This is a genomic window from Arthrobacter sp. UYEF21 (assembly GCF_040546085.1).
Taxonomy (GTDB): domain Bacteria; phylum Actinomycetota; class Actinomycetes; order Actinomycetales; family Micrococcaceae; genus Arthrobacter.
Map to the genome: position 1 here is coordinate 1 of NZ_JBEPNF010000007.1, position 21,095 is coordinate 21,095.

At 65.5% G+C, this 21,095-nt stretch carries 21 protein-coding genes and 2 pseudogenes; 11 read left to right on the top strand and 12 right to left on the bottom strand.

From position 1 onward, the window contains the following. Nucleotides 1–337: 337 nt before the first annotated feature. The 3 genes from rpsN to rpmB are packed head-to-tail and all read right to left on the bottom strand — an operon-like array spanning nucleotide 338 to nucleotide 1,051. On the bottom strand, nucleotides 338–643 hold the full coding sequence (rpsN, locus tag ABIB27_RS09310) for a 30S ribosomal protein S14 (RefSeq protein WP_190991948.1): 306 nt from the start codon (nucleotides 641–643) through the stop codon (nucleotides 338–340). Between the two features lie 4 nt (nucleotides 644–647). Further along, nucleotides 648–815 (bottom strand): 50S ribosomal protein L33, encoded by a 168-nt coding sequence (rpmG, locus tag ABIB27_RS09315; RefSeq protein ID WP_013602737.1) that lies wholly within the window; start codon nucleotides 813–815, stop codon nucleotides 648–650. After that, the gene (rpmB, locus tag ABIB27_RS09320; protein ID WP_011693744.1) at nucleotides 815–1,051 is read right to left on the bottom strand and encodes a 50S ribosomal protein L28; all 237 of its coding nucleotides are present in this window, start codon (nucleotides 1,049–1,051) and stop codon (nucleotides 815–817) included. The genes rpmG and rpmB overlap by 1 nt, the downstream gene beginning before the upstream one ends. 327 nt (nucleotides 1,052–1,378) lie before the next feature. Between rpmB and ABIB27_RS09325 the strand changes: the two genes are divergently transcribed. Beyond that, nucleotides 1,379–2,365 (top strand): ferric reductase-like transmembrane domain-containing protein, encoded by a 987-nt coding sequence (locus tag ABIB27_RS09325; RefSeq protein WP_354217741.1) that lies wholly within the window; start codon nucleotides 1,379–1,381, stop codon nucleotides 2,363–2,365. After that, nucleotides 2,362–2,502 (top strand): hypothetical protein, encoded by a 141-nt coding sequence (locus tag ABIB27_RS09330; RefSeq protein ID WP_354217740.1) that lies wholly within the window; start codon nucleotides 2,362–2,364, stop codon nucleotides 2,500–2,502. The genes ABIB27_RS09325 and ABIB27_RS09330 overlap by 4 nt, the downstream gene beginning before the upstream one ends. On the opposite strand, the gene ABIB27_RS09335 is transcribed toward ABIB27_RS09330, so the two are convergent. Beyond that, the gene (locus tag ABIB27_RS09335) at nucleotides 2,499–3,260 is read right to left on the bottom strand and encodes an SGNH/GDSL hydrolase family protein (RefSeq protein ID WP_354217739.1); all 762 of its coding nucleotides are present in this window, start codon (nucleotides 3,258–3,260) and stop codon (nucleotides 2,499–2,501) included. The two genes, ABIB27_RS09330 and ABIB27_RS09335, sit on opposite strands and share 4 nt — an antisense overlap. Nucleotides 3,261–3,262: 2 nt before the next feature. Continuing rightward, a complete protein-coding gene (locus ABIB27_RS09340) occupies nucleotides 3,263–3,754 on the bottom strand; it encodes a MarR family winged helix-turn-helix transcriptional regulator (protein ID WP_354217738.1) in 492 nt (163 codons plus the stop codon). Nucleotides 3,755–3,824: 70 nt separating this feature from the next. Here ABIB27_RS09340 and ABIB27_RS09345 point away from each other — a divergent pair, with 70 nt between their 5' ends. Continuing rightward, nucleotides 3,825–4,112 carry a YciI family protein gene (locus tag ABIB27_RS09345; RefSeq protein WP_354217737.1) on the top strand — a complete coding sequence of 96 codons (288 nt, stop codon included), beginning with the start codon at nucleotides 3,825–3,827 and terminating at the stop codon, nucleotides 4,110–4,112. Here ABIB27_RS09345 and ABIB27_RS09350 read toward each other — a convergent pair. Together ABIB27_RS09350 and ABIB27_RS09355 are read right to left on the bottom strand one after the other, a co-directional pair. Then, the gene (locus ABIB27_RS09350) at nucleotides 4,109–4,951 is read right to left on the bottom strand and encodes an SGNH/GDSL hydrolase family protein (protein ID WP_354217736.1); all 843 of its coding nucleotides are present in this window, start codon (nucleotides 4,949–4,951) and stop codon (nucleotides 4,109–4,111) included. The genes ABIB27_RS09345 and ABIB27_RS09350 overlap by 4 nt on opposite strands. A gap of 9 nt (nucleotides 4,952–4,960) precedes the next feature. After that, nucleotides 4,961–5,260 (bottom strand): annotated as a pseudogene (locus tag ABIB27_RS09355) (hypothetical protein); the annotation flags it as partial. 122 nt (nucleotides 5,261–5,382) lie between these two features. Between ABIB27_RS09355 and ABIB27_RS09360 the strand changes: the two are divergent. Further along, nucleotides 5,383–7,356 carry an MFS transporter gene (locus ABIB27_RS09360; RefSeq protein ID WP_354217735.1) on the top strand — a complete coding sequence of 658 codons (1,974 nt, stop codon included), beginning with the start codon at nucleotides 5,383–5,385 and terminating at the stop codon, nucleotides 7,354–7,356. After that, a complete protein-coding gene (locus tag ABIB27_RS09365; RefSeq protein WP_354217734.1) occupies nucleotides 7,353–7,898 on the top strand; it encodes a TetR/AcrR family transcriptional regulator in 546 nt (181 codons plus the stop codon). Before ABIB27_RS09360 ends, ABIB27_RS09365 begins: the two co-directional genes overlap by 4 nt. Nucleotides 7,899–7,979: 81 nt before the next feature. Here the strand turns inward: ABIB27_RS09365 and ABIB27_RS09370 are convergent, their stop codons facing one another. From ABIB27_RS09370 to ABIB27_RS09380, 3 genes are read right to left on the bottom strand one after another with little or no spacing between them, the layout of a single operon-like run. Further along, nucleotides 7,980–11,441, bottom strand: coding sequence for an ATP-binding protein (locus ABIB27_RS09370; protein ID WP_354217733.1), 3,462 nt, complete (start codon nucleotides 11,439–11,441; stop codon nucleotides 7,980–7,982). Continuing rightward, a complete protein-coding gene (locus tag ABIB27_RS09375) occupies nucleotides 11,438–12,244 on the bottom strand; it encodes a DUF4194 domain-containing protein (protein WP_354217732.1) in 807 nt (268 codons plus the stop codon). Before ABIB27_RS09375 ends, ABIB27_RS09370 begins: the two co-directional genes overlap by 4 nt. Next, entirely contained in the window at nucleotides 12,244–13,707 is a 1,464-nt protein-coding gene (locus ABIB27_RS09380) for a DUF3375 family protein (protein ID WP_354217731.1), read from the bottom strand. The genes ABIB27_RS09375 and ABIB27_RS09380 overlap by 1 nt, the downstream gene beginning before the upstream one ends. A gap of 239 nt (nucleotides 13,708–13,946) precedes the next feature. On the opposite strand from ABIB27_RS09380, the gene ABIB27_RS09385 reads away from it, so the two are divergent. The 3 genes from ABIB27_RS09385 (at nucleotide 13,947) to ABIB27_RS09395 (ending at nucleotide 17,277) form a co-directional block, all read left to right on the top strand. Then, nucleotides 13,947–14,246 carry a hypothetical protein gene (locus ABIB27_RS09385; protein ID WP_354217730.1) on the top strand — a complete coding sequence of 100 codons (300 nt, stop codon included), beginning with the start codon at nucleotides 13,947–13,949 and terminating at the stop codon, nucleotides 14,244–14,246. A 61-nt stretch (nucleotides 14,247–14,307) separates the two neighbouring features. Beyond that, a complete protein-coding gene (locus ABIB27_RS09390) occupies nucleotides 14,308–16,338 on the top strand; it encodes an acyl-CoA dehydrogenase family protein (protein ID WP_354217729.1) in 2,031 nt (676 codons plus the stop codon). A gap of 51 nt (nucleotides 16,339–16,389) precedes the next feature. Further along, nucleotides 16,390–17,277: a YrzE family protein gene (locus ABIB27_RS09395; RefSeq protein ID WP_354217728.1), complete on the top strand. Its 888-nt coding sequence runs from the start codon at nucleotides 16,390–16,392 to the stop codon at nucleotides 17,275–17,277. Here the strand turns inward: ABIB27_RS09395 and ABIB27_RS09400 are convergent. After that, nucleotides 17,274–17,669: a YchJ family protein gene (locus ABIB27_RS09400; RefSeq protein WP_354217727.1), complete on the bottom strand. Its 396-nt coding sequence runs from the start codon at nucleotides 17,667–17,669 to the stop codon at nucleotides 17,274–17,276. The genes ABIB27_RS09395 and ABIB27_RS09400 overlap by 4 nt on opposite strands. 243 nt (nucleotides 17,670–17,912) lie before the next feature. Here ABIB27_RS09400 and ABIB27_RS09405 point away from each other — a divergent pair, with 243 nt between their 5' ends. The 3 genes and pseudogenes from ABIB27_RS09405 to ABIB27_RS09415 form a co-directional block, all read left to right on the top strand. Further along, a complete protein-coding gene (locus ABIB27_RS09405; protein ID WP_354217726.1) occupies nucleotides 17,913–18,488 on the top strand; it encodes a hypothetical protein in 576 nt (191 codons plus the stop codon). 77 nt (nucleotides 18,489–18,565) lie between these two features. Beyond that, entirely contained in the window at nucleotides 18,566–19,570 is a 1,005-nt protein-coding gene (locus ABIB27_RS09410) for an aldo/keto reductase family protein (RefSeq protein ID WP_354253824.1), read from the top strand. A gap of 62 nt (nucleotides 19,571–19,632) precedes the next feature. After that, nucleotides 19,633–19,950, top strand: a pseudogene (locus tag ABIB27_RS09415) (Rossmann-fold NAD(P)-binding domain-containing protein); the annotation flags it as partial. A 207-nt stretch (nucleotides 19,951–20,157) separates the two neighbouring features. On the opposite strand, the gene ABIB27_RS09420 reads toward ABIB27_RS09415, so the two are convergent. Next, a complete protein-coding gene (locus ABIB27_RS09420) occupies nucleotides 20,158–21,042 on the bottom strand; it encodes a cytochrome c oxidase assembly protein (RefSeq protein WP_354217724.1) in 885 nt (294 codons plus the stop codon). Nucleotides 21,043–21,095: the final 53 nt, after the last annotated feature.

A 21,095-nucleotide genomic window follows, 5' to 3' on the forward strand; every position in this document is an offset into this window, starting at 1 on the left:
CCTGGCCGGAACCCGGGGCATTGCCAAGGCGATGCGGACTGCCGGACGCGATCCGGAAATCGCCCGGAACCTCACCGGACTTTGAAATAGCCCTGCAAATCAACCCCCCACAGCACCCACGACCGCGCCAACCCAGGCCAAAACCCCCACCGGCGGGCAAAACCGTGCGCCGTCGTCGTAATCAGTACCTGTGGGCTGCCCCACAGCCGCGAACGTCCGGGCGGATCTCGACAAGCTTGATCAGGTTGACCTCGATCATCAGAGGCTTAAATGCAGAAGGGCCGGCAACCATACGGTTGCCGGCACTTCTCAAGCAGTTGGAATCAGCGGTGCTGGATTACCAGGAAGACTTGGTGATGCCCGGGAGCTCACCGCGGTGAGCCATGTCGCGGAAGCGAACACGGGAGATACCGAACTTCTGGAAAGTACCGCGGGGACGGCCGTCGATGATGTCGCGGTTACGCAGACGGACGGGCGACGCGTTGCGGGGAAGCTTCTGCAGGCCGAGGCGTGCAGCTTCGCGAACTTCGTCGGTCGAGTTGGGATCAACCAGAGCCTTCTTCAGTTCGAGACGCTTTGCAGCGTAACGCTCAACAATGACTTTACGCTCTTCGTTCTTAGCGATCATTGACTTCTTAGCCATATGTTTAGCGCTCCTCTCGGAATTCGACGTGCTGGCGAATCTTGGGGTCGTACTTCTTCAGGACCATGCGGTCCGGATCGTTACGACGGTTCTTACGGGTTACGTACGTGTAACCAGTGCCCGCGGTCGACTTGAGCTTGATGATCGGACGTACGTCCTTGTCCTTAGCCACTAGAGCTTCACCCCACGAGCCAGGATTGCGGCGACGACTACGTCGATGCCGCGTACGTCGATGGTCTTGATGCCACGAGCAGAAACCTGCAGCGTGACGTTACGGCGCAGGGACGGAACCCAGTAGCGCTTCTTCTGAATGTTCGGATCGAACCGGCGCTTGTTGCGACGGTGCGAGTGCGAAATGCTGTGCCCAAAGCCCGGCTCGGCTCCGGTCACTTGGCAGTGTGCTGCCATGACTTCTCCTCAAGAATTGAAAGTAATGATCCGCATATCTGCTGCAGGATCATGCGTCTAGGCGCGACCCAAAGTGATCAGGGTGAACGGTTAGTCACGCAACTTGAGCCCCTAACTACCGGCTACCCTGGAGAAAATTACCGGGCCACCGGAGCAATTGCGCACGCTCCGCGCACTTAGCGCCTACCCAGTCTACGAGTTCCCGCAATTAAAGACCAATCCGGTTGCTGGAAGGTGTATAAGAGAGCCGGGCCTGGTCGGCCGCATCACAGCTGGCACTCCCTTGTTTTCACAGCTGTATCAAGCTTCCGGGCGCATCTTTGATACATGAAGACACAGCCCCTGCCGGCCACTCCGGCGCCAAGCCGCTCCGGCCATCCGGGGCCGCCAGTCCCCGGGCCACCCTCCCAGGAGGGCACAGCCGCTGGCCGCAGCGCCCCTGGCCGGTTTGCCCGTCAACACCGCCAGCGGATGCGCCGGGCCGACCTCCTGACGGTTATTGTTTGGGCTTCGGTGGCGACGGCCTTGGCCCTCTGGCTGGCCGACGGCGGGCTGCGGGCGGTCAATTCGTTGGCTTCCTTCTTCACCGCTGCAGGGATCGTGGCCGGCCTGGCCGGTATGGACCTGGTCCTGCTGATGCTGCTGCTGGTGGCCCGCATTCCGTTCATTGACAGGACCGTTGGTCACGACCGGGCCCTAGAGTTCCACCGCAAGCTCGGTAAACCTTCGCTGTATCTCCTCCTCGCACACGGCCTGCTGCTCGCCGTTGGCTACGGCATGGCAGAAAGGCTGGATCCTGTCAGCGAAGCGGGGGCATTGTGGACGCTGGTCCCGGACATGTGGCTCGCCTTTGTGTCCATGGCATTGTTCCTTGCAGTGGTGGTGACCTCATCGGTAGCTGTCCGGCGGCTTTTCCCCTACGAGTTCTGGTACGTGGTGCACCTGCTGACGTATGCCGCCGTCGGGACGTCCCTCCCCCACCACTTCAGCGTGGGCGGGCTATTTGCCGAGGGCAGCTGGCATCGGTGGTACTGGCTGGCGGTCTGCATCGCGACCGGCGCCGCCCTTTTCCATTACCGGTTGACCCAGCCCCTCGCAGCCACCTCCCGGCACCAGTTGACGGTGAGCCGGGTGACCGGAATCGTGGACCCCGCTGACGGCGGACTTCTGCTGGCCGGCTATCCGCTGGGCGGACGACGGCGGCACACGGCGTTGGCGACGTCGGGTTCCGCCGAGCGGGGGACCACATTTGGGGCCGGCCGCTGGATGCCACAGCTTTTGTTCAGGTTTCCGTTGCCGCGGTGGACATCGTGACGGCAGACGTCCTGGCCACGGCGATCGTCGCAAGCGGTACGCCGATGCTGGACAGGGCCGCCGACCGGTGGGATGTTGCCGTCCTCGCGGTCCGGCGTGACGGAACACTGCTCGCCACCCCGGAGTTCCGGGGCTAAGGCCGGGTCAGCCGCGGGTATTTGGGCGACAGGCCGTCGCCGGAGGACTTGCCGGTGACACGGCGTACCACCCACGGGCCGGCGAATTCGCGGACCCACCGGGCGTTCGCGCGGATGGCTTCGGTCCGGCTCAGCTCGGGAACCGGGGTCATGGGCGGGACGTCGATCGAATGGTCATGTTCCAGGACTGTGAGCACCCGCTTGGCCATGTTGGCGTGCCCGGCCGCGGACATATGCATCCGGTCCGTCGCCCACATTCCCCAGTCGTAGTATTCGCTGAACCGCCAGTAGTCCACCAGCAGCGCCCCGTGGTCCCCGGCAATGCCGCGGACCAGTTCGTTGTAGATGGCGGTGCGGCCGCGCATAGTGCTAAACACCTTGGACCCGCGGGCGTCGAAGCCCGTGAACATCACTACGGTGGCGCCGCTGGCCGTCAGCTTGCGGATGCCGGCGTCGTATTCTGCCAGCAGGTCATCGATGTCGATCCTGGGGCGCAGAATGTCATTGGCACCCGCATAAATGGTCACCAGGGTGGGGTTAAGTTCGACGGCGGCATCCACCTGCTCTGCCATGATCTGGCGGAGCTTCCTGCCGCGGATGGCCAGGTTGGCGTAGCCGAAGGCGGGATCCGCCGCGCCCAACTGCTCGGCCACGCGGTCCGCCCAGCCACGGAGTCCGTTGGGGCGGCTGGAATCATCATCGCCCACACCCTCCGTGAAAGAGTCGCCGAGCGCCACATACCGCGTGGAAAAATCCATGGCTACGGCTGGCCGTCAGTGTAGCGGAGAATCCAGTGGTCATCGTCCAGACGGGCAACAATCTTTTCGCCGATGCGGGCCAGATCGTTGACCTCGCGGTCCGACAGCGCGTCCAGGAACTTGGTGCGGACTGCCTCCACGTGCCCCGGTGCGAGGTCCACCAAAGTGGCCATCCCGATGTCGGACAGGTGCGCCGTGGTGACGCGGGCATCGTGGGGGTGCGGACGGCGCTCCAGCCAGCCGCGCTTCTCCAGCTTGGATACCACGTGCGAGAGCCGGGACAGCGACGAACTGGTACGGGCGGCCAACTGGCTCATGGGCAGGAAGTGTCCCTCGGCCTCGGACAGCATGGCCATGACGTTGTAGTCAAAGAGGGAAACCTTGCCGGCAGTGTGGAGCTGGCTGTCCAGGGCGGAGGGAAGCAGGGTGTTGATGCTCAGGATCGCCAGCCAGGCACGGCGTTCGTCGGAGTTGAGCCAGCGTGGTTCGATCATGAGTCCATTCTATGAGGACAAAGTTCTTGACGGTTCAAGTGACCCGCCCGGGCGGGGGTAGGCTGGCCGTATGTTCGTTGTGACGCTGACCTACAGGGTGCCCGAAGACATTGTCGATTATCACCGGCCCGCGCATATGGCCTGGGTCAAGCAAGCGTTCGACGACGGCGTGTTCCTCGCGTCGGGGCGCCTGGTTCCGGCGGTGGGAGGTGTGCTGCTGTCCAAGGCCGACCGGGCCACGCTGGATGCCGCACTCGCCAGGGACCCGTTTTACAGCAATGGTGTGGCGGAGTTCGAAGTCATCGAATTCACTGCCACCACCGTGGCGGAGGGCTACGAAAACATGCTGGACACCTAAGACCTTTTCGCCTTTTCGAGCTTCTCCGCGAGCTTCTTGAGGCCACCTTTCCGCGGCACCTTGACGGGCTCCGGCCAGCGCGGGTTCAGTGAATCCCCCAACGTGATGCCCCGGATCTTGCGGCCGAAGAGTGGCAGTACCCAGTCGCTGACCCAGCGCCGCTGCCGCCGTTCCCACTCGCGCAGGCTGAGTGGCGCAGGCGGGTCCCATTCCTTGGGCCGCATTTTGTGGGGCACGCCGAGCTGGTCCAGCACCTGCCCCGCGAGGTACTTGTGGCCCGCCTTGGACATGTGGAGCCGGTCCGAGTCCCACATCCGCAGGTCATGGAAGGCGTCCAGGCACCAGTAGTCCACCAGGACGGCGCCGTGCCTGGCTGCGATCTCCCGCACCCGCTGGTTGTAAATGGTATTCCGCTTCTTCAGCAGCTCCAGTACGGCCGAAACCTTGACGTCGAAGCCGGTGAACAGGACCACCGTGGCCCCGCTTCCCGCCAGCCGTGCCACAAGGTTTTCGTAGTCATCCATCAGGACGGCCATGTCCGTGCCGATATCCAGAATGTCGTTGCCGCCGGCATACAGGGTGACGAGAACTGGATTCATGGCCAGCGCCGGCTCGAGCTGTTCGGCCACGACGTGGCGCAGGCGTTTGCTCCGGATCGCCAGGTTTGCGTACTCCCACCCCGGTTCGGCCTTCGCCAGCTTCTCCGCCACCCGGTCAGCCCAGCCCCGGACCCCGTTAGGCAGCCGCTCGTTCCGGTCCCCCACGCCCTCAGTAAAGGAATCCCCGAGTGCCACAAACACCCGCCGGCCGTTCCGTGGAAGCAAAGGTTCAGGAAGCACCAGGCCAACCTAACCCGCCAAAGAAACGGCAGGGTTAACGTCGGGCGACAGGAATGCGAGAGGGTTTGGGAAGAAGAGCGGTCGGAGCCTTTTTAGCTCGGTCTTGCCCTGGCGCCGGTACCCCATGAACGCAACCTGCTTCCGGTCGATCCCGACGTCCCGCACAAGGTACCGGCGCATGCCCGTATCCACGTTGACGTCCTCGGGCTCCAGGCCTGCGCCGCCGTCGGCCGCTTTGATGCCCACCCAGCCGGGCACCGGCACCGCCGCGCGCACCGCCTCCTGCAGCAGCAGCTCACCGTGGGGGCGGACTTGGTCGTGTGACGCAATAAACAGCAGCAGACCATTGCAAGCAGGGGGTGAACGGTGGTTCACTCGTAAGGCGGTAAACGCATGTTCACCCCACCGCTCCCCCGACCGGAAAGCCACCGATGCCGCGCCCCCACGCCCCTGAATCGCAACGACGCCCCTCACCTTCCGCGATCACCGCCGTCCTGGCCCTCAGTGGCACCGTTGTTGCCCTCATGCAGACACTGGTGGTCCCGCTCCTGCCGGATTTCCCCGGGATCCTGGGCGTGACGGCCGACGACGCCTCCTGGCTGGTGACCGCCACGCTGCTATCGAGCGCCGTGGCAACGCCCATCGTGTCCCGCAGCGCGGACATGTACGGGAAGCGCAAGATGATGGTGGTGTGTCTCGCCATCATGGTGGCGGGCTCCATCGTTGCCGCCGTCGGCGGGTCCTTCCTGTTCCTCATCATCGGCCGGACGCTGCAGGGCTTCGCCTCGGCGCTGATCCCCGTGGGCATCAGCATCATGCGCGATGAATTGCCCAAAGAGAGGATGGGCTCTGCGGTTGCGTTGATGAGCGCCACCTTGGGAATCGGCAGCGCCCTGGGCCTGCCGTTGGCCGGAGTGCTGTACGAGAGCATGGGCTGGGCGTCCATATTCTGGGTTTCCGCCGCCGCAGGCGCACTCCTGCTTGTCGGCGTGGTGCTGGTGGTTCCCGAATCGAAGGTCCGCACCCCCGGGCGCTTCGACTACGCCGGGGCCCTCGTGCTGTCCGCGGCCCTGTCCACCCTGTTGCTGGCGATCTCCAAGGGCGGCTCGTGGGGCTGGGGGTCGGAGCCGGTCCTGCTCCTGTTCCTGACCGCGGCCATACTCCTGGCAGCCTGGGTCCCCTATGAACTGAAAGTCAGTCAGCCGATGGTTGACCTGCGGACCTCTGCCCGCCGGTCGGTTCTGATGACCAACCTCGCCTCGCTGCTCATCGGCTTCGCCATGTTCGCCAACATGCTGCTTACCACCCAGCAGCTCCAGTTGCCTGAGGCCACGGGCTACGGCTTCGGCCTGAGCGTGATCATCGCCGGCCTGTGCATGGTGCCGTCCGGGTTGGCCATGGTTATTTTCGCCCCGGTATCCGGGCGGATCATTCGCGTCTTCGGTGGCAAGCCCGCGCTGATGGCCGGTGCGGCGGTGATGATTGCGGGGTACGTGGGCCGTGTCTTCTTCTACGACTCGGTTGCCGCAGTGATCATCGGATCCACGGTGGTGAGCATCGGTACAGCCATTGCCTATGCAGCCATGCCCACCCTGATCATGGGGGCCGTCCCCATCACCGAAACTGCCTCCGCCAACGGGCTGAACAGCCTGGTCAGGTCCATCGGCACATCGACCTCCAGCGCCGCGGTTGCTGCTGTTCTCACGTCTGTCACCTTGACGGTCGGGGCCGCCCGCCTGCCTTCCTTCGAGGCGTTCAAGGACGTGTTCTGGATGGCCGCGGTCGCGTCCGCAGCTTCCATGCTGGCTGCAGTCTTCATCCCCCAGGCCGCTGCTGCCCACCGCACGCCAACACCCGCCGTCGCCGCCACCGAACTCGTGGTGCAGGGACGCGTTCTGGCACCCGACCACCGCCCTCTGTCTTCCGCGGTCGTGACCGTCCTGCAGACTGGCGGCGAGCCGGTGGACTGGAGCCGCCTGGACGCGGAAGGCAACTACTCGGTGGCGCTGCCCGGCGCTGGAAAATACCTGATGGTTGCCAACGCAGCGGGCTGGGCGCCCACGGCGGAGGTCATAGATTTCGACGGCCGCACGCTGCAGCAGAATCTCCGGCTGCGTGACCGTCTGGAGATCGGCGGAACGGTCACTGCCGGCGGACGGACGCTGGCCGGCGCCGTGTTGACGCTCCTTGAAGCCGGCGGCGGGCATGTGGGAAGCACGCGGACCGGTGAGGAGGGCCGGTACGCTTTCCCGCTGCCCGCGGCCGGCCGCTACGTTGTGACCATGCTGCACCCGGAAACATACGAAGCCACGGCCCAAAAGCTCACCGTGGGCATCCAGTCGACCACCCTCGACCTCGCCGCCCCACGCGCAGAGAACGCCGCCGGACAGCACGTGGGAATGTGAGCAGCCCCAGCCACGACGGGATCCTCCGCGCGGCCGGACGGCTGTTCGGGGAACGCGGCTACCGCGCGGTGACGGTGCGGGACATCGCCGCCGAAGCCGGCGTTTCTGCCGCGCTGGTCATGAAGCTGTTCCTGTCCAAGGAAAAGCTCTTTGCCGCGGTCCGGCCGGACGAATCGCAGCTCGCCGATGTGGATGTCCCGACGCCGGAACTTGGCAGGACGCTCGTGTTCCGGGTGCTGATGCGCCGGGAACGCGGGGTGCAGGAGCCGTGGGCCATCATCCCGTTCGCCGTCTTGGACGCCCCGGACCCGGAGGCTGCCCGGGCCGAGATCCGCGAACGCTACGTTGCCGCCATCGCCCAGCTGATCGGGGACTCCACGCCGGAGCGGCGTTTCGCATCCACGGTAACCGCCCTGATGACCGGCTTCGGCGAGACCGTCCGCACGCTGGGCCTCTTTGACGGCTGGAATTTTGACGAGCTGGTGGGGCACTACGGAGCAATCGTCCAGGCTCAGATCGACGCGTGCACCGCAGACCCTTAGGGAACCGCAACGCGGGGTCGGATACGGCCCATTCCGGGGGGTTTTGGGCGTTAAGTGACCCCGCGTTGCAGTAGGAAGCGGCTAGCGGAGGACGATGTCCACCGGGTTGGCCTCGGACCGCCATGCCCCTTCGGACCCGGGGTTGGGCCGGATCACCGGCGCAGTCAGCACCCCGGAGCGGTTGGTGCGCTTGTCGCGGAGGATTTCCGTGACCGAGCCCAGGTGCCGGGACAGGTCGATCACGTTTTCCGGCGCGGCCAGCAGCAGCTGGAAGCCGAACTCGTGCAGCGCCTTGATCCCGGCGCCGGCGAACTCCTCCGAGGCCAGCACAAACGCCTCGTCCATCATCACAGTGCCGTACGTGGTGAAGCCCTGCTCGGCGATGCCCAATTGGTAGCTCAGCGCCGCGGCCATGATGAAGGCAGTGAAGCGCTGCCGCTCGCCGCCGGACATCGAGCCGGTGTCGGCGTGCATGTAGACGTCGGTGCGTTTGGCGCCGCCTTTTTCAGCCGTCGTCGCACCCGGTACAGCGCGGTGCTCCTTGCACTGGATGAACAGGTGGCCGCGGACGTCCAGCACCTCGGCGCGCCAGCGCCGGTCCTCGGGCGTGGGCGATCCGAGCCGCTTCACCAGAGTTTCCAGGGTCTTGTAGCGCGCTGTGAGTTCGGCGTCGTCGTCACCCGCAGCATCCGCGCTGGCCCGCGCAGGCCGCGCGTGCCGGACTTTCAGTGCATTCTGGATGGCGTCCTTGAACTGCTTCGCAGTGGCGGGGAGCGTCTGCTTGATGTCGAGTTCCAGGAAGCTGCCCTCGTGGAAGTTAACCTCGGACAGGATGCCGTTGAGCGGCAGGATGCGGCTGGTGATGGAGCGCCGCTCCTCGTCCAGCAGGTGCAGCAAAGTGCTGAACGATTCGTGCGTGCGCTGGTTGAAGAAGTGCCGGAACTCGGACTCCTGGGCGGGCAGGCCGTCGCTGACGATGGCGTGGTAGCGGGCTTCGAACTCGCCCGCCGCGCCGATGGAGGTGCCGTGGTCCGCGGAGATCGCTGAGCCCCACTCGCGCACAAAACCTTCGAAGATCCGGGTGAGCCGCTCGGAGGTCGCCTGCCCGCGCGTCTCCGCGCTGTGCAGTTCCCCGAGCAGGGCGGTCCGGACGCGGTTGGCCAGGTTGTCGAGCTCATGCATCTCGCTGACGTCGCCGAAGTCCGTAAAGTACGGTTCCAGCGAGGTGATGGTAGCGTCCGACGGCGGCGCCTGCGCCAGGCGGGCACGCGCGGCTTCGAGCAGCGAATCGGCTGCGCTCAACTGACGGTCCAGTGCCTTGTATTCGCTTTGCAGGACGGCCGCGGCCTCGGTGCTAGCCTGGTGTTTCTGCCGCGCCGTTTCGATGTTTGCCCGCAGCGGTTCCAGGTCCGCTTGGGCCGCGAAGGCGTCCTTAAGCCGCTGCTCAATCCTGGTGAGTTCCCCGGCAGCCACCGCAGCTGACACCTGATCCCAGGGCCGGTGGTCTTCGGCGATGCGGCGAAGGGCTTCGAGCTGCCGGCTCATGCCTTGATGCGACTCTTCACGGCTCTGCGCAAGCTCGGCCGCCCTGGCCAGTTCGTGCTGCAGATCCTCCACCTGGGCGGCCACCAGCTCCAGCTTGGCGGCGTTGTCGAACCCGAGCACGTAGTCCTGCCGGCTGGTGAAGCGGTCATCCTTTTCCACCGTGTGGCGGTTCCGTTTGACCACACCGCCCAGGCTCAGGCCCTTGTCCAGCTTCCTCAGTTCGTCGGGATCCTCCACGCATGGGTACGCGAAATCGAGGGCGATCCGTTCGCGGATCCATTCCCCGGCCTCGGTCGCCGCGCCGCTCGCGAGGATGTCCAGCTTGGTGAGCAGGTCGCCGTCGCGCACGTCCTCCACGCCCAGCGCACCGCCAGCGAGCGGCTTGGACACATCCACGGCGCGCAGGGCACCGCGTACTTTGTGGCCGTTCAGGTAGCCGGTCACCGCGGCGAAGTGTTCGCCGGGAACTAGCAGGGTGGTGGCCAGGTTCCGGAGCGCACGCTCCGCCGCCGGCCGCCACTGCTCCTCCCCTTCGGCGAGGTCGATCAGCTCGCCGCCGAACGCCATCCGGTCCTCGGGAACGCCGGTGGCCGCGGCGATCGCCGCACGGTTCTCAATGCTCGACGGCGGCAGCAGGGACTTGCGCGTCTGCAGCGAAACGAGTTCCTGCTGGGCGGCCGCCAGCTCGCGTTTCTTCGTGGCGTGCCCGTCGAAGGCTTCGAAACGGAGTTCCTGCAGGGCCTGGGAATCATCCTTGAGCTCGGCAGACCTGGCGGCGGCCTGTTCATGGGCCTGTTCCCAGCCTTCGGCGGTCCACTCGAGCTGCAGGCCGGCGTCGGACAGGGCCTTGCGAGCCGCTTCCTCCACCTGCTCGCGGAGCCTCAGGCCAACTTTCGCGTTTTCCAGCGCCTGCTCGATCGCGGAGATCGCGTTGCCGCCCTGGTTGTTGTAGTCGGTTTCGAGCTGCCGCAGTTCGTTGGCCAGGCCGTCGCGGACAGAACGTTCCACGCCCAATTCCATGGCCTTGGCCTGCGCCAGCTCCTTGAACCGGGCCAGGGTTTTCTGGTGCACGGTAACCGACAGCTGCTGCTTGTAGGCCTCGAATTCCTCGCCCGCGAGGTCCCGGAGCCGGTTCGCGCCGAGCAGCGACTGCGCATATTCTTTATTCAGGGCGGGGACCGGAGCCAGCTGGTCCCGCTGCTGCCGCACATCCTCCAGCCGCTGCCTGATGGACATCAGGTTGCTGAATTCCTCCACCACGTCATCGGCCGCGGCCAGGGTTGCCGGCGCATCCAATACCTGATCGCGGAAGAAGGTGTTAACGCTGCCACCGAGCCCCTTGCCGGCCTGGATAACGCGCAGCAGCGGCAAGGCCTGGTCCGAACTGATGCCCAGAAGCCGGCGGAAACGCTCGGCAAAGGCCTTGTGCACATCGAAAACCTGGGCGTCCGGGAAGATGGTCTCCAGCGTGGCCTTGGTGAAGCGCCTGTCCGCGATGTCCTCGATGGCCGGGAGGTCCAGCGGCTTGGTGTCGATTAGGTAGAACCGCCCGACACTGGATTCCGTGCCGTTCTTGGGCACATCAAACAATGCCGACACGGTGACGCGGGTGCCCGCGGCATTATCGAACGTCAGCCCGACGGCGGACCACGTGGCGCCCGGGCGCTGGAAGGCACTGGCCGAGCCTTCGCCCACCGCCTTGTCGCCCACCTTCCCGCGCATGTACGTGTACGTGGTCCTCTTGTCCTCCACAGCACCGCCGGCGCGCTGCGCCGCTGCCTCGTTGGACCGCGGCCGGGCGTCGAAAACCCGCAGCATGGCGTCAAACAGCGTGGACTTGCCCACACCCGAGTTGCCTGTCAGCAGCGTGCCGCTGCGGTCCACGCGCATCGTGTGCGCGCCATGGAACGTTCCCCAGTTGACCACCTGCACCAACGCGAGGCGCATCTGGCCCGGGTTTGTCAGTTCACCAATCGGCAGCATGGTTGCGATGCTCACTTGGTTTCCCCTCCTGCGTCGGTGTGGTCGCCTTCCGCGTCGCTGTCCTCGTCATCCTCGGTTTCGACAGGCTCAACCTCCGGGTCCGGATCGAGGTCTATCAGTGGCTCTGTGCCGGCGGGGTCTGTTGTGGCTGCTACCAGGGCTACGATTTGGGCTGGGATGTCGCCGATGTTTTCGAAGGGGAGGGCCAGCGGGAGGGCGTTGGAGATGGTGTAGACGTCCTCCAGGCCGGTGGTGAGGAGCAGTTGGCGGGCCAGGAGTTTGGTAATGGCGCGGTTGACTACATCCGAATCGCGGAGGGCGTCCTGCTGGCCTGCTGGCTGGTAGTGGGCCACGAGGTCCGCGATTTCCTCGCGGGTGATGGTGGGATCGGTCTGGGCCGTGACGTGGCGGTCCAGCAGCAGGCGCAGGCGGAGAAGGACGATGGTCTCGACCCGGCTCAGCGCACGCTGCTGGCGCAGGATGCTGGAACGGGTGCTGCCGCCGATGGCCTCCGGGTCCACCGGTCGCAGCACGGCGATCTTGCGCTCGTGGTCCAGCTGCAGCGTCAGGAAAACCTCGGACAGCCGGCTGCGCAGGATCAGCTGGTTATCCAGAAGCGTGGTCCACAGTTTTTCGTCGCGGCCGCCATCAACATACGGGCCCTTCAGCAGCTTCACCAGGGCCTGGCGCACTTTCATTGAGAGCACGCCGGTGTCGCCCGGGAACAATGCCGCGCCGTCCACGAAGGCGTCCCGGGGCGTAGCTCCTCCGCTGCGTTCAACCACCGGAGCGGTCGCCGTCGTCATTTCTTCAGTCATCATGAATCCTTTTTGAGGGTGACCACGGGCAGGTACGCCGTGCGGGTGGTGCGGTCGATCTGTTCGAAGTCCAGGCCGCCCCAGGCGTCGCGGTCGAAGGCCGCGCCTTCCTGGAGGGCGTGGGAAAGAAGGGCGCGGATGGAGTTGATGTGCTGTTCCTCGGCCGGCAGCTGCGCCCAGGCTTCAGCCAGGGTGCAAGCGCCTGCGACGGCGGCACGGATCGCGACCGGCCGGGCTTTCCCGGTCCTCGGCGAGCGCACGCGGTCGGAGTCGCTGAAAGCGATGGGATCCGCGAGCTTCGGCGGGACGGCGAACTCGTCCGGGTCGTAGAGCTTGACCATGGCGAGGGATTCGAAGCCGGCGTTGAACAGCACCGGCCCGCGGACCAGGCCGGGCCGCTCACGTTCGTAGGGCAGGGACCTGATGGCCTGCTCGGCCTCGCGCAGGACCTTCCGGAGGCGGACGGACTGGCGGAAGTCGTCGCTCTGGACGTAGGTGTTCAGGCTCTCACTGAGCTTGCCGTAGATGCGCTGGATCTGGCCGTGCTGGTGGCGCAGCTCGGCCACCAGGTTTTTCAGGGTCTCGCGGTCCTCAGCCGAGAGGTCATCGGCGAACTGTCTGCTGAGGACCTCGCCGATCGCCGAACGGAACCGCAGCTGCTGCTGCGGGTCCTCCAGGAACGCGGTGAAGGAACGGAAGGTCCTGCCTTCAGGACTCTGCCGGAGCCGCTTGTCCGCCTTCAGCACCTGGGCCATGGTGGCGCCTTTACTCAGCGACTCCTCGATGATCTGGTTGCGCAGCGCGCCCACCAGTTCCTCAATGCGGTCGCGCATTTTTTTGTAGTCGGCGGGCAGGCTCGCGGCGAGGTCCAGGATGTTGCCGGCGGCTTCCACGGCTTCGTCGTCGTCCAAGAGGCCGTCGAAGTCGCCGGAGCTGATGTCCTGCATCAGCTGTTGCCGCTCCTCGATCTCTTCCCCGAGGGATTCCAGCCGGGCGCTCTGGTCCGGGTTGGTCTCGTTGGCGAGCTTCTCCACGTCGCCGAGCAAAGTTCCCAGCCGGGATCCGTTCAGGGTGGACCGCTCGCTGGAGAGGCTGTCCAAAAACGCGAGCACGCGCGCGGCGGGTTCGGTGACTTCGTAAACGATCTGCCCGGACTGGTTGCGCCGGGTCAGGAACTGCTTGCGCGTCCATTCGTCCGCATAGTTCCGGCCGGAAGACGTGCCGATGGCGGCGCCGCCTTGCCCGGGCTCCTGGCTCCGGAGCTGCTCAAGGAAGGAGTCGACGTCGGCGTGGAACTCCTCAAGCGGAGCCTGCGGGCGGGTGCGGGTAAACGACGCCTGCAGCACCGCGATGACCCACGGCGCGGAGCGCGTAAGCGCCCAGGCAGGTCCTTTGGTCAGGAGTTCGAGGTCCCGGAGCCGGGCGCTGATCGCGTCAGCGGATGACCTGGCGGAGCGGGGCACGCACTCTCCTTAATCTGCTGGGGGGATGGTTGGGCAGGAAACTGCCAACTACAAGGTTAACGCAGAGCCCTTGCACCCCTAACAGTGATCGTTCCGCGACCGCCCTGTGACCTACCTCCGGGTAGCATTGCGATCCCGTATCAACCCGCCTGCCAGGCAGGGCGCGTCTGGTTGGGGACGCCCGGCACCCCCTACGCTCAGTCCTATTGATTCAACGAGGCAATGGCGCAGGGGGAAGAATGCAGTTCGACTTGAGTTCAGTGGAAACGGCCACCATGGTGTTCGTCGGAACCTTGGGGTTTGCCTTGGTACTGGTGGCGTTCGTCCTGACCGCGGGGTTTATTGCCTTGGTCCTGGTCGGTGTCGGCAAGCTCGCCTGGTTCCTCGTGTCGACGTCGCTGATCGCGGTGGTCCACGGCATCAACCAGGGCTGGGACCGTCTGGTGCATCACGCCGCCACGGGATCCCCGGGGGACTTTCAAGGGCAGGCATCCCCTAGCACTGGAAGCTACCCGCGGGTAATGTTGGGAGACAGCTGAAGGGTTCTCCAACCCGGCGGATCCTGGCTTCAACCGGCCACCTGGGCGAAGGAGATACCCCATGAGCTCCGCCACTGACAGTCCCGCCACCACAGCAGTTGGCACCGAGGTTCCACCCACGGATGCCCCGGCCGCAGAGGTTCCCATCGCCGCGGACAATCTCGGGCCCGACGTCACTGCCGAGGACGCCCGCGCGCTTGCCGAGGCCTCCCGCGAAACCGGCTGGGACCGGCCAAGCTTTGCCAAGGGACTGTATCTGGGAAACTTCGACGTGAGCCTGATCCACCCCTGGCCCAAGGCAAAGGCCGAGGACGTGGAGCGCGGCGAGGCCTTTATGGAGCGGCTGACCGAATATGCGCGCACCATGTCCGGCCGGGTGATCGAACGTGATGCCAGGATTCCGGACGAATACCTCCGGGGCCTGGCAGACCTTGGCGCGTTCGGCATGAAGATTCCCCAGGAATACGGCGGCCTGGGCCTGTCCCTGGTCTACTACGGCCGGGCCCTGGCGCTCCTGGGCAGCGTCCACCCCAGCATTGGAGCACTGCTTTCCGCGCACCAGTCCATCGGCGCCCCCGAGCCGGTCAAGGTATTCGGCACCCCGGAACAGAAGCGTGAATACCTGCCGCGGTGCGCCGCCGGAGCCATCACCGCCTACCTCCTCACGGAACCTGACGTTGGCAGCGATCCTGCCCGGATGGGCAGCACCGCAGTTCCCACGGACGACGGCGAGGCCTACGTTCTGGACGGCGTGAAACTTTGGACCACCAACGGGGTGATCGCCGAGCTGGTGGTGGTGATGGCTGTGGTCCCGGCGCACACAGATGCGGACGGTACAGCACACAAGGGCGGCATCAGCGCGTTTGTGGTGGAAATGGACTCCCCCGGCATTACCGTGGAGAACCGCAACGCGTTTATGGGGCTGCGCGGCATCGAAAACGGTGTGACGCGGTTCCATCAGGTGCGCGTGCCGGCAGCGAACAGGCTGGGCCGCGAAGGCCAGGGCCTGAAGATTGCGCTGACCACGCTGAACACCGGCCGGCTCTCCATTCCGGCGCTCTGCGTTGCGTCCGGCCGCTGGAGCCTGAAGATCGCCCGCGAGTGGTCAGGCGCCCGCGTCCAGTGGGGCCAGCCGGTGGGCAAGCACGAGGCCGTGAGCAAGAAGATCGCCTTCATCGCCGCTTCGGCATTCGCACTGGACGCCGTCTTTGAGCTGTCCGCCGAAATGGCGGACGCCGGGCAGAAGGACGTCCGGATCGAGGCCGCCCTGGCCAAGCTGTGGTCCACGGAGATCAGCTACCGCATCGCCGACGAACTGGTGCAGATCCGCGGCGGCCGCGGATTCGAGACCGCCGAGTCCTTGGAAGCCCGGGGCGAGCGGGCCGTCCCTGCGGAGCAGCAGCTCCGCGACCTCCGGATTAACCGGATCTTCGAAGGATCCTCGGAGATCATGAAACTGCTCATCGCCCGGGAAGCGGTGGATGCCCACCTCGCCGCCGCGGGCGACCTCGCCTCCGTCACGGCGAGCCTGCAGGACAAGGCGAAGGCCGCCGTCGGCGCTTCTGGTTTTTACGCGAAGTGGCTGCCCAAGCTGGTGACCGGCGCCGGCATGGACCCGCGCTCCTACAGCGAGTTCGGGCGGCTGGCCAAGCAGCTGCGGTTTGTGGAGCGGTCCTCACGCCGACTGGCCCGCCAGACCTTCTACGGCATGGGCCGGTGGCAGGCCAACCTGGCCTATAAGCAGGCGTTCCTGGGCCGGGTGGTGGATATCGGCGCGGAGCTGTTCGCCATGGCTGCCTGCTGTTCACGCGCTGAAATGATCCTGCACACCGCGCCGGAACATGCCGCGAGCGCCTACGAGTTGGCTGAGGCATTCTGCGCGCAGGCCCGGGTCCGGGTGGAAGAGTACTTCGATCAGCTCTGGCGCAACACTGACGGCGGCGACCAGAAACTGTCGCGGAAGGTACTGGCCGGCGACTACACCTGGCTGGAGGCCGGCGTGCTGGATCAGTCGGAGGGCACGGGGCCGTGGATCGCGGACGCAACGCCGGGCGCCTCCACAAAGGCAAACCTGCACCGGGACTACCGCTAGCAGATAGTAAGCATCCTTGTTATCACTGGCCACCAGTGGTTGAGTTGACTCATGAGCAACCAAATGGAACCAGGGGACGGACTTCCGAGGCGCGCCCGGAATGAAAATCTGCGGAGTGAAACTGCTCGTGACGCATCCTTCGCGGGCGGGGAGCCAACGCGGGCTGCCGATCAGACGCCTTACGTTGAGCCAACCCGCGCCGATAATCAGACGGCGTACGTCGAACCGGCGTACGTCGAACCGGCGTACGCCGAACAGGATTACGTTGAGGGGGATTACCCGGCGCAGCCGTACGCTGCGGAACCGGCAGTGGATGCTCCGGTGGTGGATCCGCGCCTGACGGATCCCCAACTGACGGACCGGCAGACCGCCGTAGCCCGGGAGAAGGAACAGTTCGGCGGTGTCAAGGTGGGCTCCGCCTTCTTCGGCTGGCTGGCCGCCACTGGCATGGCCGTCCTGCTGACCGCCCTCGTGGCCGCGGCCGGTACCGCTGTCGGGCTGGCAAACAACACGGACGTCAACGAGGCCGTCAACCAGATGGCCACCAACGGCGCCGTGGGCTGGGTGGGCATCATCGTCCTGCTGGTGATCCTGTTCGTCTCCTACTATTCCGGCGGCTATGTGGCTGGCCGGATGGCCCGGTTCAATGGCGCCAGGCAGGGCATGATGGTGTGGGCTTGGGCCTTGATCGCCGCGGTTGTGGTGGCGCTGCTGGGCCTCATTGCCGGGCAGCAGTTCAATGTCCTGGCCAGCCTCAACAGCTTCCCGCGGATCCCCATCAACGAAGGTGAGCTGACGGTCACCAGCATCATCGCCGCCGTCGTCGTGGCCCTGGTGGCGCTCGTGGGCGCAGTGCTCGGCGGCCTCGCGGGCATGCATTTCCACCGCAAGGTGGACCGTGCCGGCTTCACCCCGGACGGAACATATAGCGAGAGCTAAAGCAAAGCGTCCACGTAATACCAGCGCCGGTTTTCGCGCACAAATCGGCTGGTTTCGTGGTGGACGCCGCGTTCGCCGTCGTGCCTGAAATGCGCTTTGAATTCCACGGTCCCTTCTGTGTCCAAGGGCCCGCCGCGGTGCGTGGCGAGGATGTCGAGGCGGCGCCACTCCATGGCAGGATCCAGTTCCAGGCCCGGCGGCAGGGTGTCGGGATGCCAGGTTTTCCGCAGGTATCGCGCGTCCAACAGCACAAACGCGCTGTAGCGGGAGCGCATCAGCTGTTCCGCTGTGCTGGCTTCCGCGCCGCCGCTGTGGAACCGCCCGCAACACTCGCTGTACGCCTCGCCGGAGAGGCAAATGCAGTTGCCGCCGGTGCCTGGGTTCTCGGGCAATGGTGCTCCTTTGAAGGTTGCCTTTAACGGTCCTCGGGCCTGCGTTGCGGTGGCCTGATGATCCCTTTCGACTATAGGCGGCAGGGTGCGTGTCATATCCGGTAACAGCTTAGAAACAACCTCGGGTGCACCCCGCAGGCGGCGGCTTCGCCGAAAAATAGTCCGTAAGGTAGTGGGATGGGCTGTGGCCCTTGGTGATGGGTGGCGGCACGGACCCAGCCGCGGGCAGATTGGAGAGACGACGTGGGAGATTCAACGACGATCGCTCTGCACCTGACGTTTTTCGGGACGCTCGGCGTGGCGTTCCTGATGTTCCTGGGCCTGATCCTGCTGGTGGTCCTTACGCTGGTGCTCGCCGGCGTCGGGCGGTTGGTGGCTCTAACGGTGATGGCCCTGTTTCGTCGGCTCCCCAAAAACGAAATCCTCCCGCTGGTCCGGCTGACCGGGCCGGCCGTCCGTAAGGAACCGCCGGCGCTCGCCGAGGACTGGGCCTCAGCAGTGGCCGAAGCGGACGCCCGCGCCATGGCGCGTGCACGGGCCGCTGCTCCCGAGGTCAAAGTCGCCGTTCGTGATCTTCCTGACCCTTCCACGCCGGCAGCAAAACTGAAGGCTGTGGCCCCTCTTGCGGAGTCGGCGCTGCACCAGGACAACCCGGGATGCGACACAGCCGGTGGCAACAACGCAACCGGCGAAGCCCCCCGTTCGTTCACCAAGCCTCCTGCCCCAGCAACGCTGTCCCTGCTGGATACGGGCTCGCTCGTGTCGCTGTCCGATCATGCGAACGTCTTCAAGGCTAAATTGCCGGCAGACCGCAGCTAAGCGCCTGCTACCGGTGCGCCGTCAACCGCCACGGGAAGCCCTTACCCCGGGCAACCATCTCCGCTAGCGTGGGACCCATGGAATTCAGATACCTCGGAAACAGCGGCTTCAAAGTCTCGGAAATCACGTTCGGCAACTGGCTGACGCACGGCTCACAGGTGGAGAACGACGTCGCCACCGAGTGCGTCAGGGCAGCGCTCGACGCCGGCATCAGCACCTTCGACACCGCGGACGTTTACGCCAACACCGCAGCGGAAACAGTCCTCGGTGCGGCGCTGAAGGGGGAGCGCCGCGAGTCCCTGGAGATTTTCACCAAGGTTTTCGGCCCCACCGGCCCCAAAGGCAAGAACGATCTGGGCCTGTCCCGCAAACACATCATGGAGTCCATCAACAGTTCGCTCCGCCGCCTCCAGACGGACTATGTGGACCTCTACCAAGCCCACCGGTACGATTTCGAGACGCCGTTGGAAGAGACCATGCAGGCCTTCGCGGACATCGTCCGGCAGGGCAAGGCACTGTACATCGGAGTCAGCGAATGGACCGCCGAGCAACTCCGCGCCGGACACGCCCTGTCCAAGGAGCTTGGCTTCCAGCTGATCTCCAACCAGCCGCAGTACAACATGCTGTGGCGGGTCATCGAAGCCGAGGTGGTGCCGGCTTCCGAGGAGCTGGGCGTGTCCCAAATTGTCTGGTCCCCGATGGGGCAGGGCGTCCTGAGCGGAAAATACTTGCCTGGCCAGCCTGCACCGGAAGGCAGCCGCGCCACCGATGACAAGGGCGGAGCCAGGATGATCGAGCGCTGGATGCGCGACGACGTCCTGGCCAGCGTCCAGAACCTCAAGCCCATCGCGGCGGAGGCCGGGCTGTCCATGCCGCAGCTCGCCGTCGCCTGGGTGCTGCAGAACCCGAACGTGGCTTCGGCGATCGTGGGCGCCTCCCGTCCGGAGCAGATCGCCGACAGTGCGGCTGCCGCCGGTGTGACCCTCGAGCCCGATGTGCTGAAGAAGATCGACGACGCGATCGGCTCGCTGGCTGAGCGCGATCCGGCCAAGACCAAGTCGCCCGCTACGCGCGAAGCGTAGGAGCCGCTTTGGTTTCCTTGCCAGCCCTGGCCGTGACCGGGTCCACCGGAGGCCTGGGCGGGATGGTGGCCCGGCAGCTCGCCGCGGCCGGCACCGCCCAGCGCCTGCTGGTGCGCGACGCCGACCGCGCGCCGGAGCTCGACGGAGCGGTCCCCCTGGTGTTCAGTTACGCCGCCGCAGTTGTGGCCGGCCAGGGCGGCGGAAGCTGAGGACAGGCTGGAGCAGCACTACAGCTTTAGTGCTGCCGCGGCTGCCGCCGGGGTGCAGCACGTGGTGTACACGTCGTTCTATGGCGCGGCGCCGGACTCGGTGTTCACTTGGGCCGCGACCATTTCGCCACCGCGGAGCGGATCAGGGCCTCCGGCATGAAGTACACCTTTCCGTTGATCCGAATGGTGACCGTGCGTAAACCTGTGACGAGAGGATCGACCCGCCCACCTGGAAAACCAGCCGGGCGGTTCGCCTGGTCCAAATGGACGCTGCGGTGGGTGGCGGATCCCGGCCGCCACGAGCTCGCCTGACGGGCAACAGACACCAGCGGCTGCCCGTCAAAAGCCCCATTATCTGGACAAAAACTCGGGGGTCTCTTAGCGGCCGCGCCTCAGGTGCTCCGCGTTGAGGTCTTCAAGTTCCCGGTCCGTGAGGTCGTCAAAGCTGCGGGCCTCGCGTTTGTCGCTCCTTGAGAAACGCATGAACATCAGGATGATCAGCGGCAGGTCCACGATCTCGCAGATGAACCACAGGAGATCGCCGGCCAGCTGCTGGTCCCGGAGGGCGCCCGGGAACCAGGCGGGCGCGCCCCCCGCCACAGCCGTCACCCGGTCCAGCACCTGCCCGTTGAGCCGCAGAAGGATCCCGGGGACGGCGTCGATCAGCAGCTCAATGAAGACGAAAACGAATTCCAGGGTGATGAAGGCGCTGGAACGCTGAAAATCGGCGTCTTCGATGATGGGCAACGCCATCATCAGACCCAGCAGCGGAACCCCGACCGTGAGTAGCGCCTCGGCCACCGGATCCGTTCGCAGTGTGTAGAAGAACGGCGTGAGGAACGTTGAAAAGAGGGCCAATCCCAACAGCGGGGCAGCCAGCGAGTTGCTGAAAAAACGCACCAGGCGGTGGGACAGTGTGGCGTTCAGCCGCGTGATTCCTGCGGGTGGCAGCGCTGCACGAGCCAGCGTGATCGGTTTCCCCAGGCCGATCAGCAACGGCACCACAAAGAGCATCAATGAGATCTTCAGGGTGAACGCCCACCGCAGCTCAGCGCTGTAGACGCCGGGGAAGCCGCAGGTCAGGACCGTCAGTGATCCCAGACCCAGCAGATAAAAGGCCGCGGTCCGCCACCACGGCCAGCGGCGGCCATTGGCGGCTACCGTCCGCACGCCGAGTCCGTACAACACGCCTGAGGCAACAATGAGGACGAGTGCGGCCCAGTCGATTCGCCAGGCGCCAACAACAACTTCGAGTGGGGGCACAGGCCCAAGGATAAGGGAACTTCCTTGGAAAACGCCGGGCGATCCATCAGGGA

Excerpts from the sequence above, each read along its gene's own strand:
- ABIB27_RS09375 (WP_354217732.1), bottom strand. The coding sequence starts at position 12,244 with ATGACTGAAGAAATGACGACGGCGACCGCTCCGGTGGTTGAACGCAGC.
- ABIB27_RS09390 (WP_354217729.1), top strand. The coding sequence starts at position 14,308 with ATGAGCTCCGCCACTGACAGTCCCGCCACCACAGCAGTTGGCACCGAG.
- ABIB27_RS09345 (WP_354217737.1), top strand. The coding sequence starts at position 3,825 with ATGTTCGTTGTGACGCTGACCTACAGGGTGCCCGAAGACATTGTCGAT.
- ABIB27_RS09360 (WP_354217735.1), top strand. The coding sequence starts at position 5,383 with ATGCCGCGCCCCCACGCCCCTGAATCGCAACGACGCCCCTCACCTTCC.
- rpsN (WP_190991948.1), bottom strand. The coding sequence starts at position 643 with ATGGCTAAGAAGTCAATGATCGCTAAGAACGAAGAGCGTAAAGTCATT.
- ABIB27_RS09385 (WP_354217730.1), top strand. The coding sequence starts at position 13,947 with ATGCAGTTCGACTTGAGTTCAGTGGAAACGGCCACCATGGTGTTCGTC.
- ABIB27_RS09340 (WP_354217738.1), bottom strand. The coding sequence starts at position 3,754 with ATGATCGAACCACGCTGGCTCAACTCCGACGAACGCCGTGCCTGGCTG.
- rpmB (WP_011693744.1), bottom strand. The coding sequence starts at position 1,051 with ATGGCAGCACACTGCCAAGTGACCGGAGCCGAGCCGGGCTTTGGGCAC.
- ABIB27_RS09325 (WP_354217741.1), top strand. The coding sequence starts at position 1,379 with ATGAAGACACAGCCCCTGCCGGCCACTCCGGCGCCAAGCCGCTCCGGC.
- ABIB27_RS09335 (WP_354217739.1), bottom strand. The coding sequence starts at position 3,260 with ATGGATTTTTCCACGCGGTATGTGGCGCTCGGCGACTCTTTCACGGAG.
- ABIB27_RS09410 (WP_354253824.1), top strand. The coding sequence starts at position 18,566 with ATGGAATTCAGATACCTCGGAAACAGCGGCTTCAAAGTCTCGGAAATC.
- ABIB27_RS09395 (WP_354217728.1), top strand. The coding sequence starts at position 16,390 with ATGAGCAACCAAATGGAACCAGGGGACGGACTTCCGAGGCGCGCCCGG.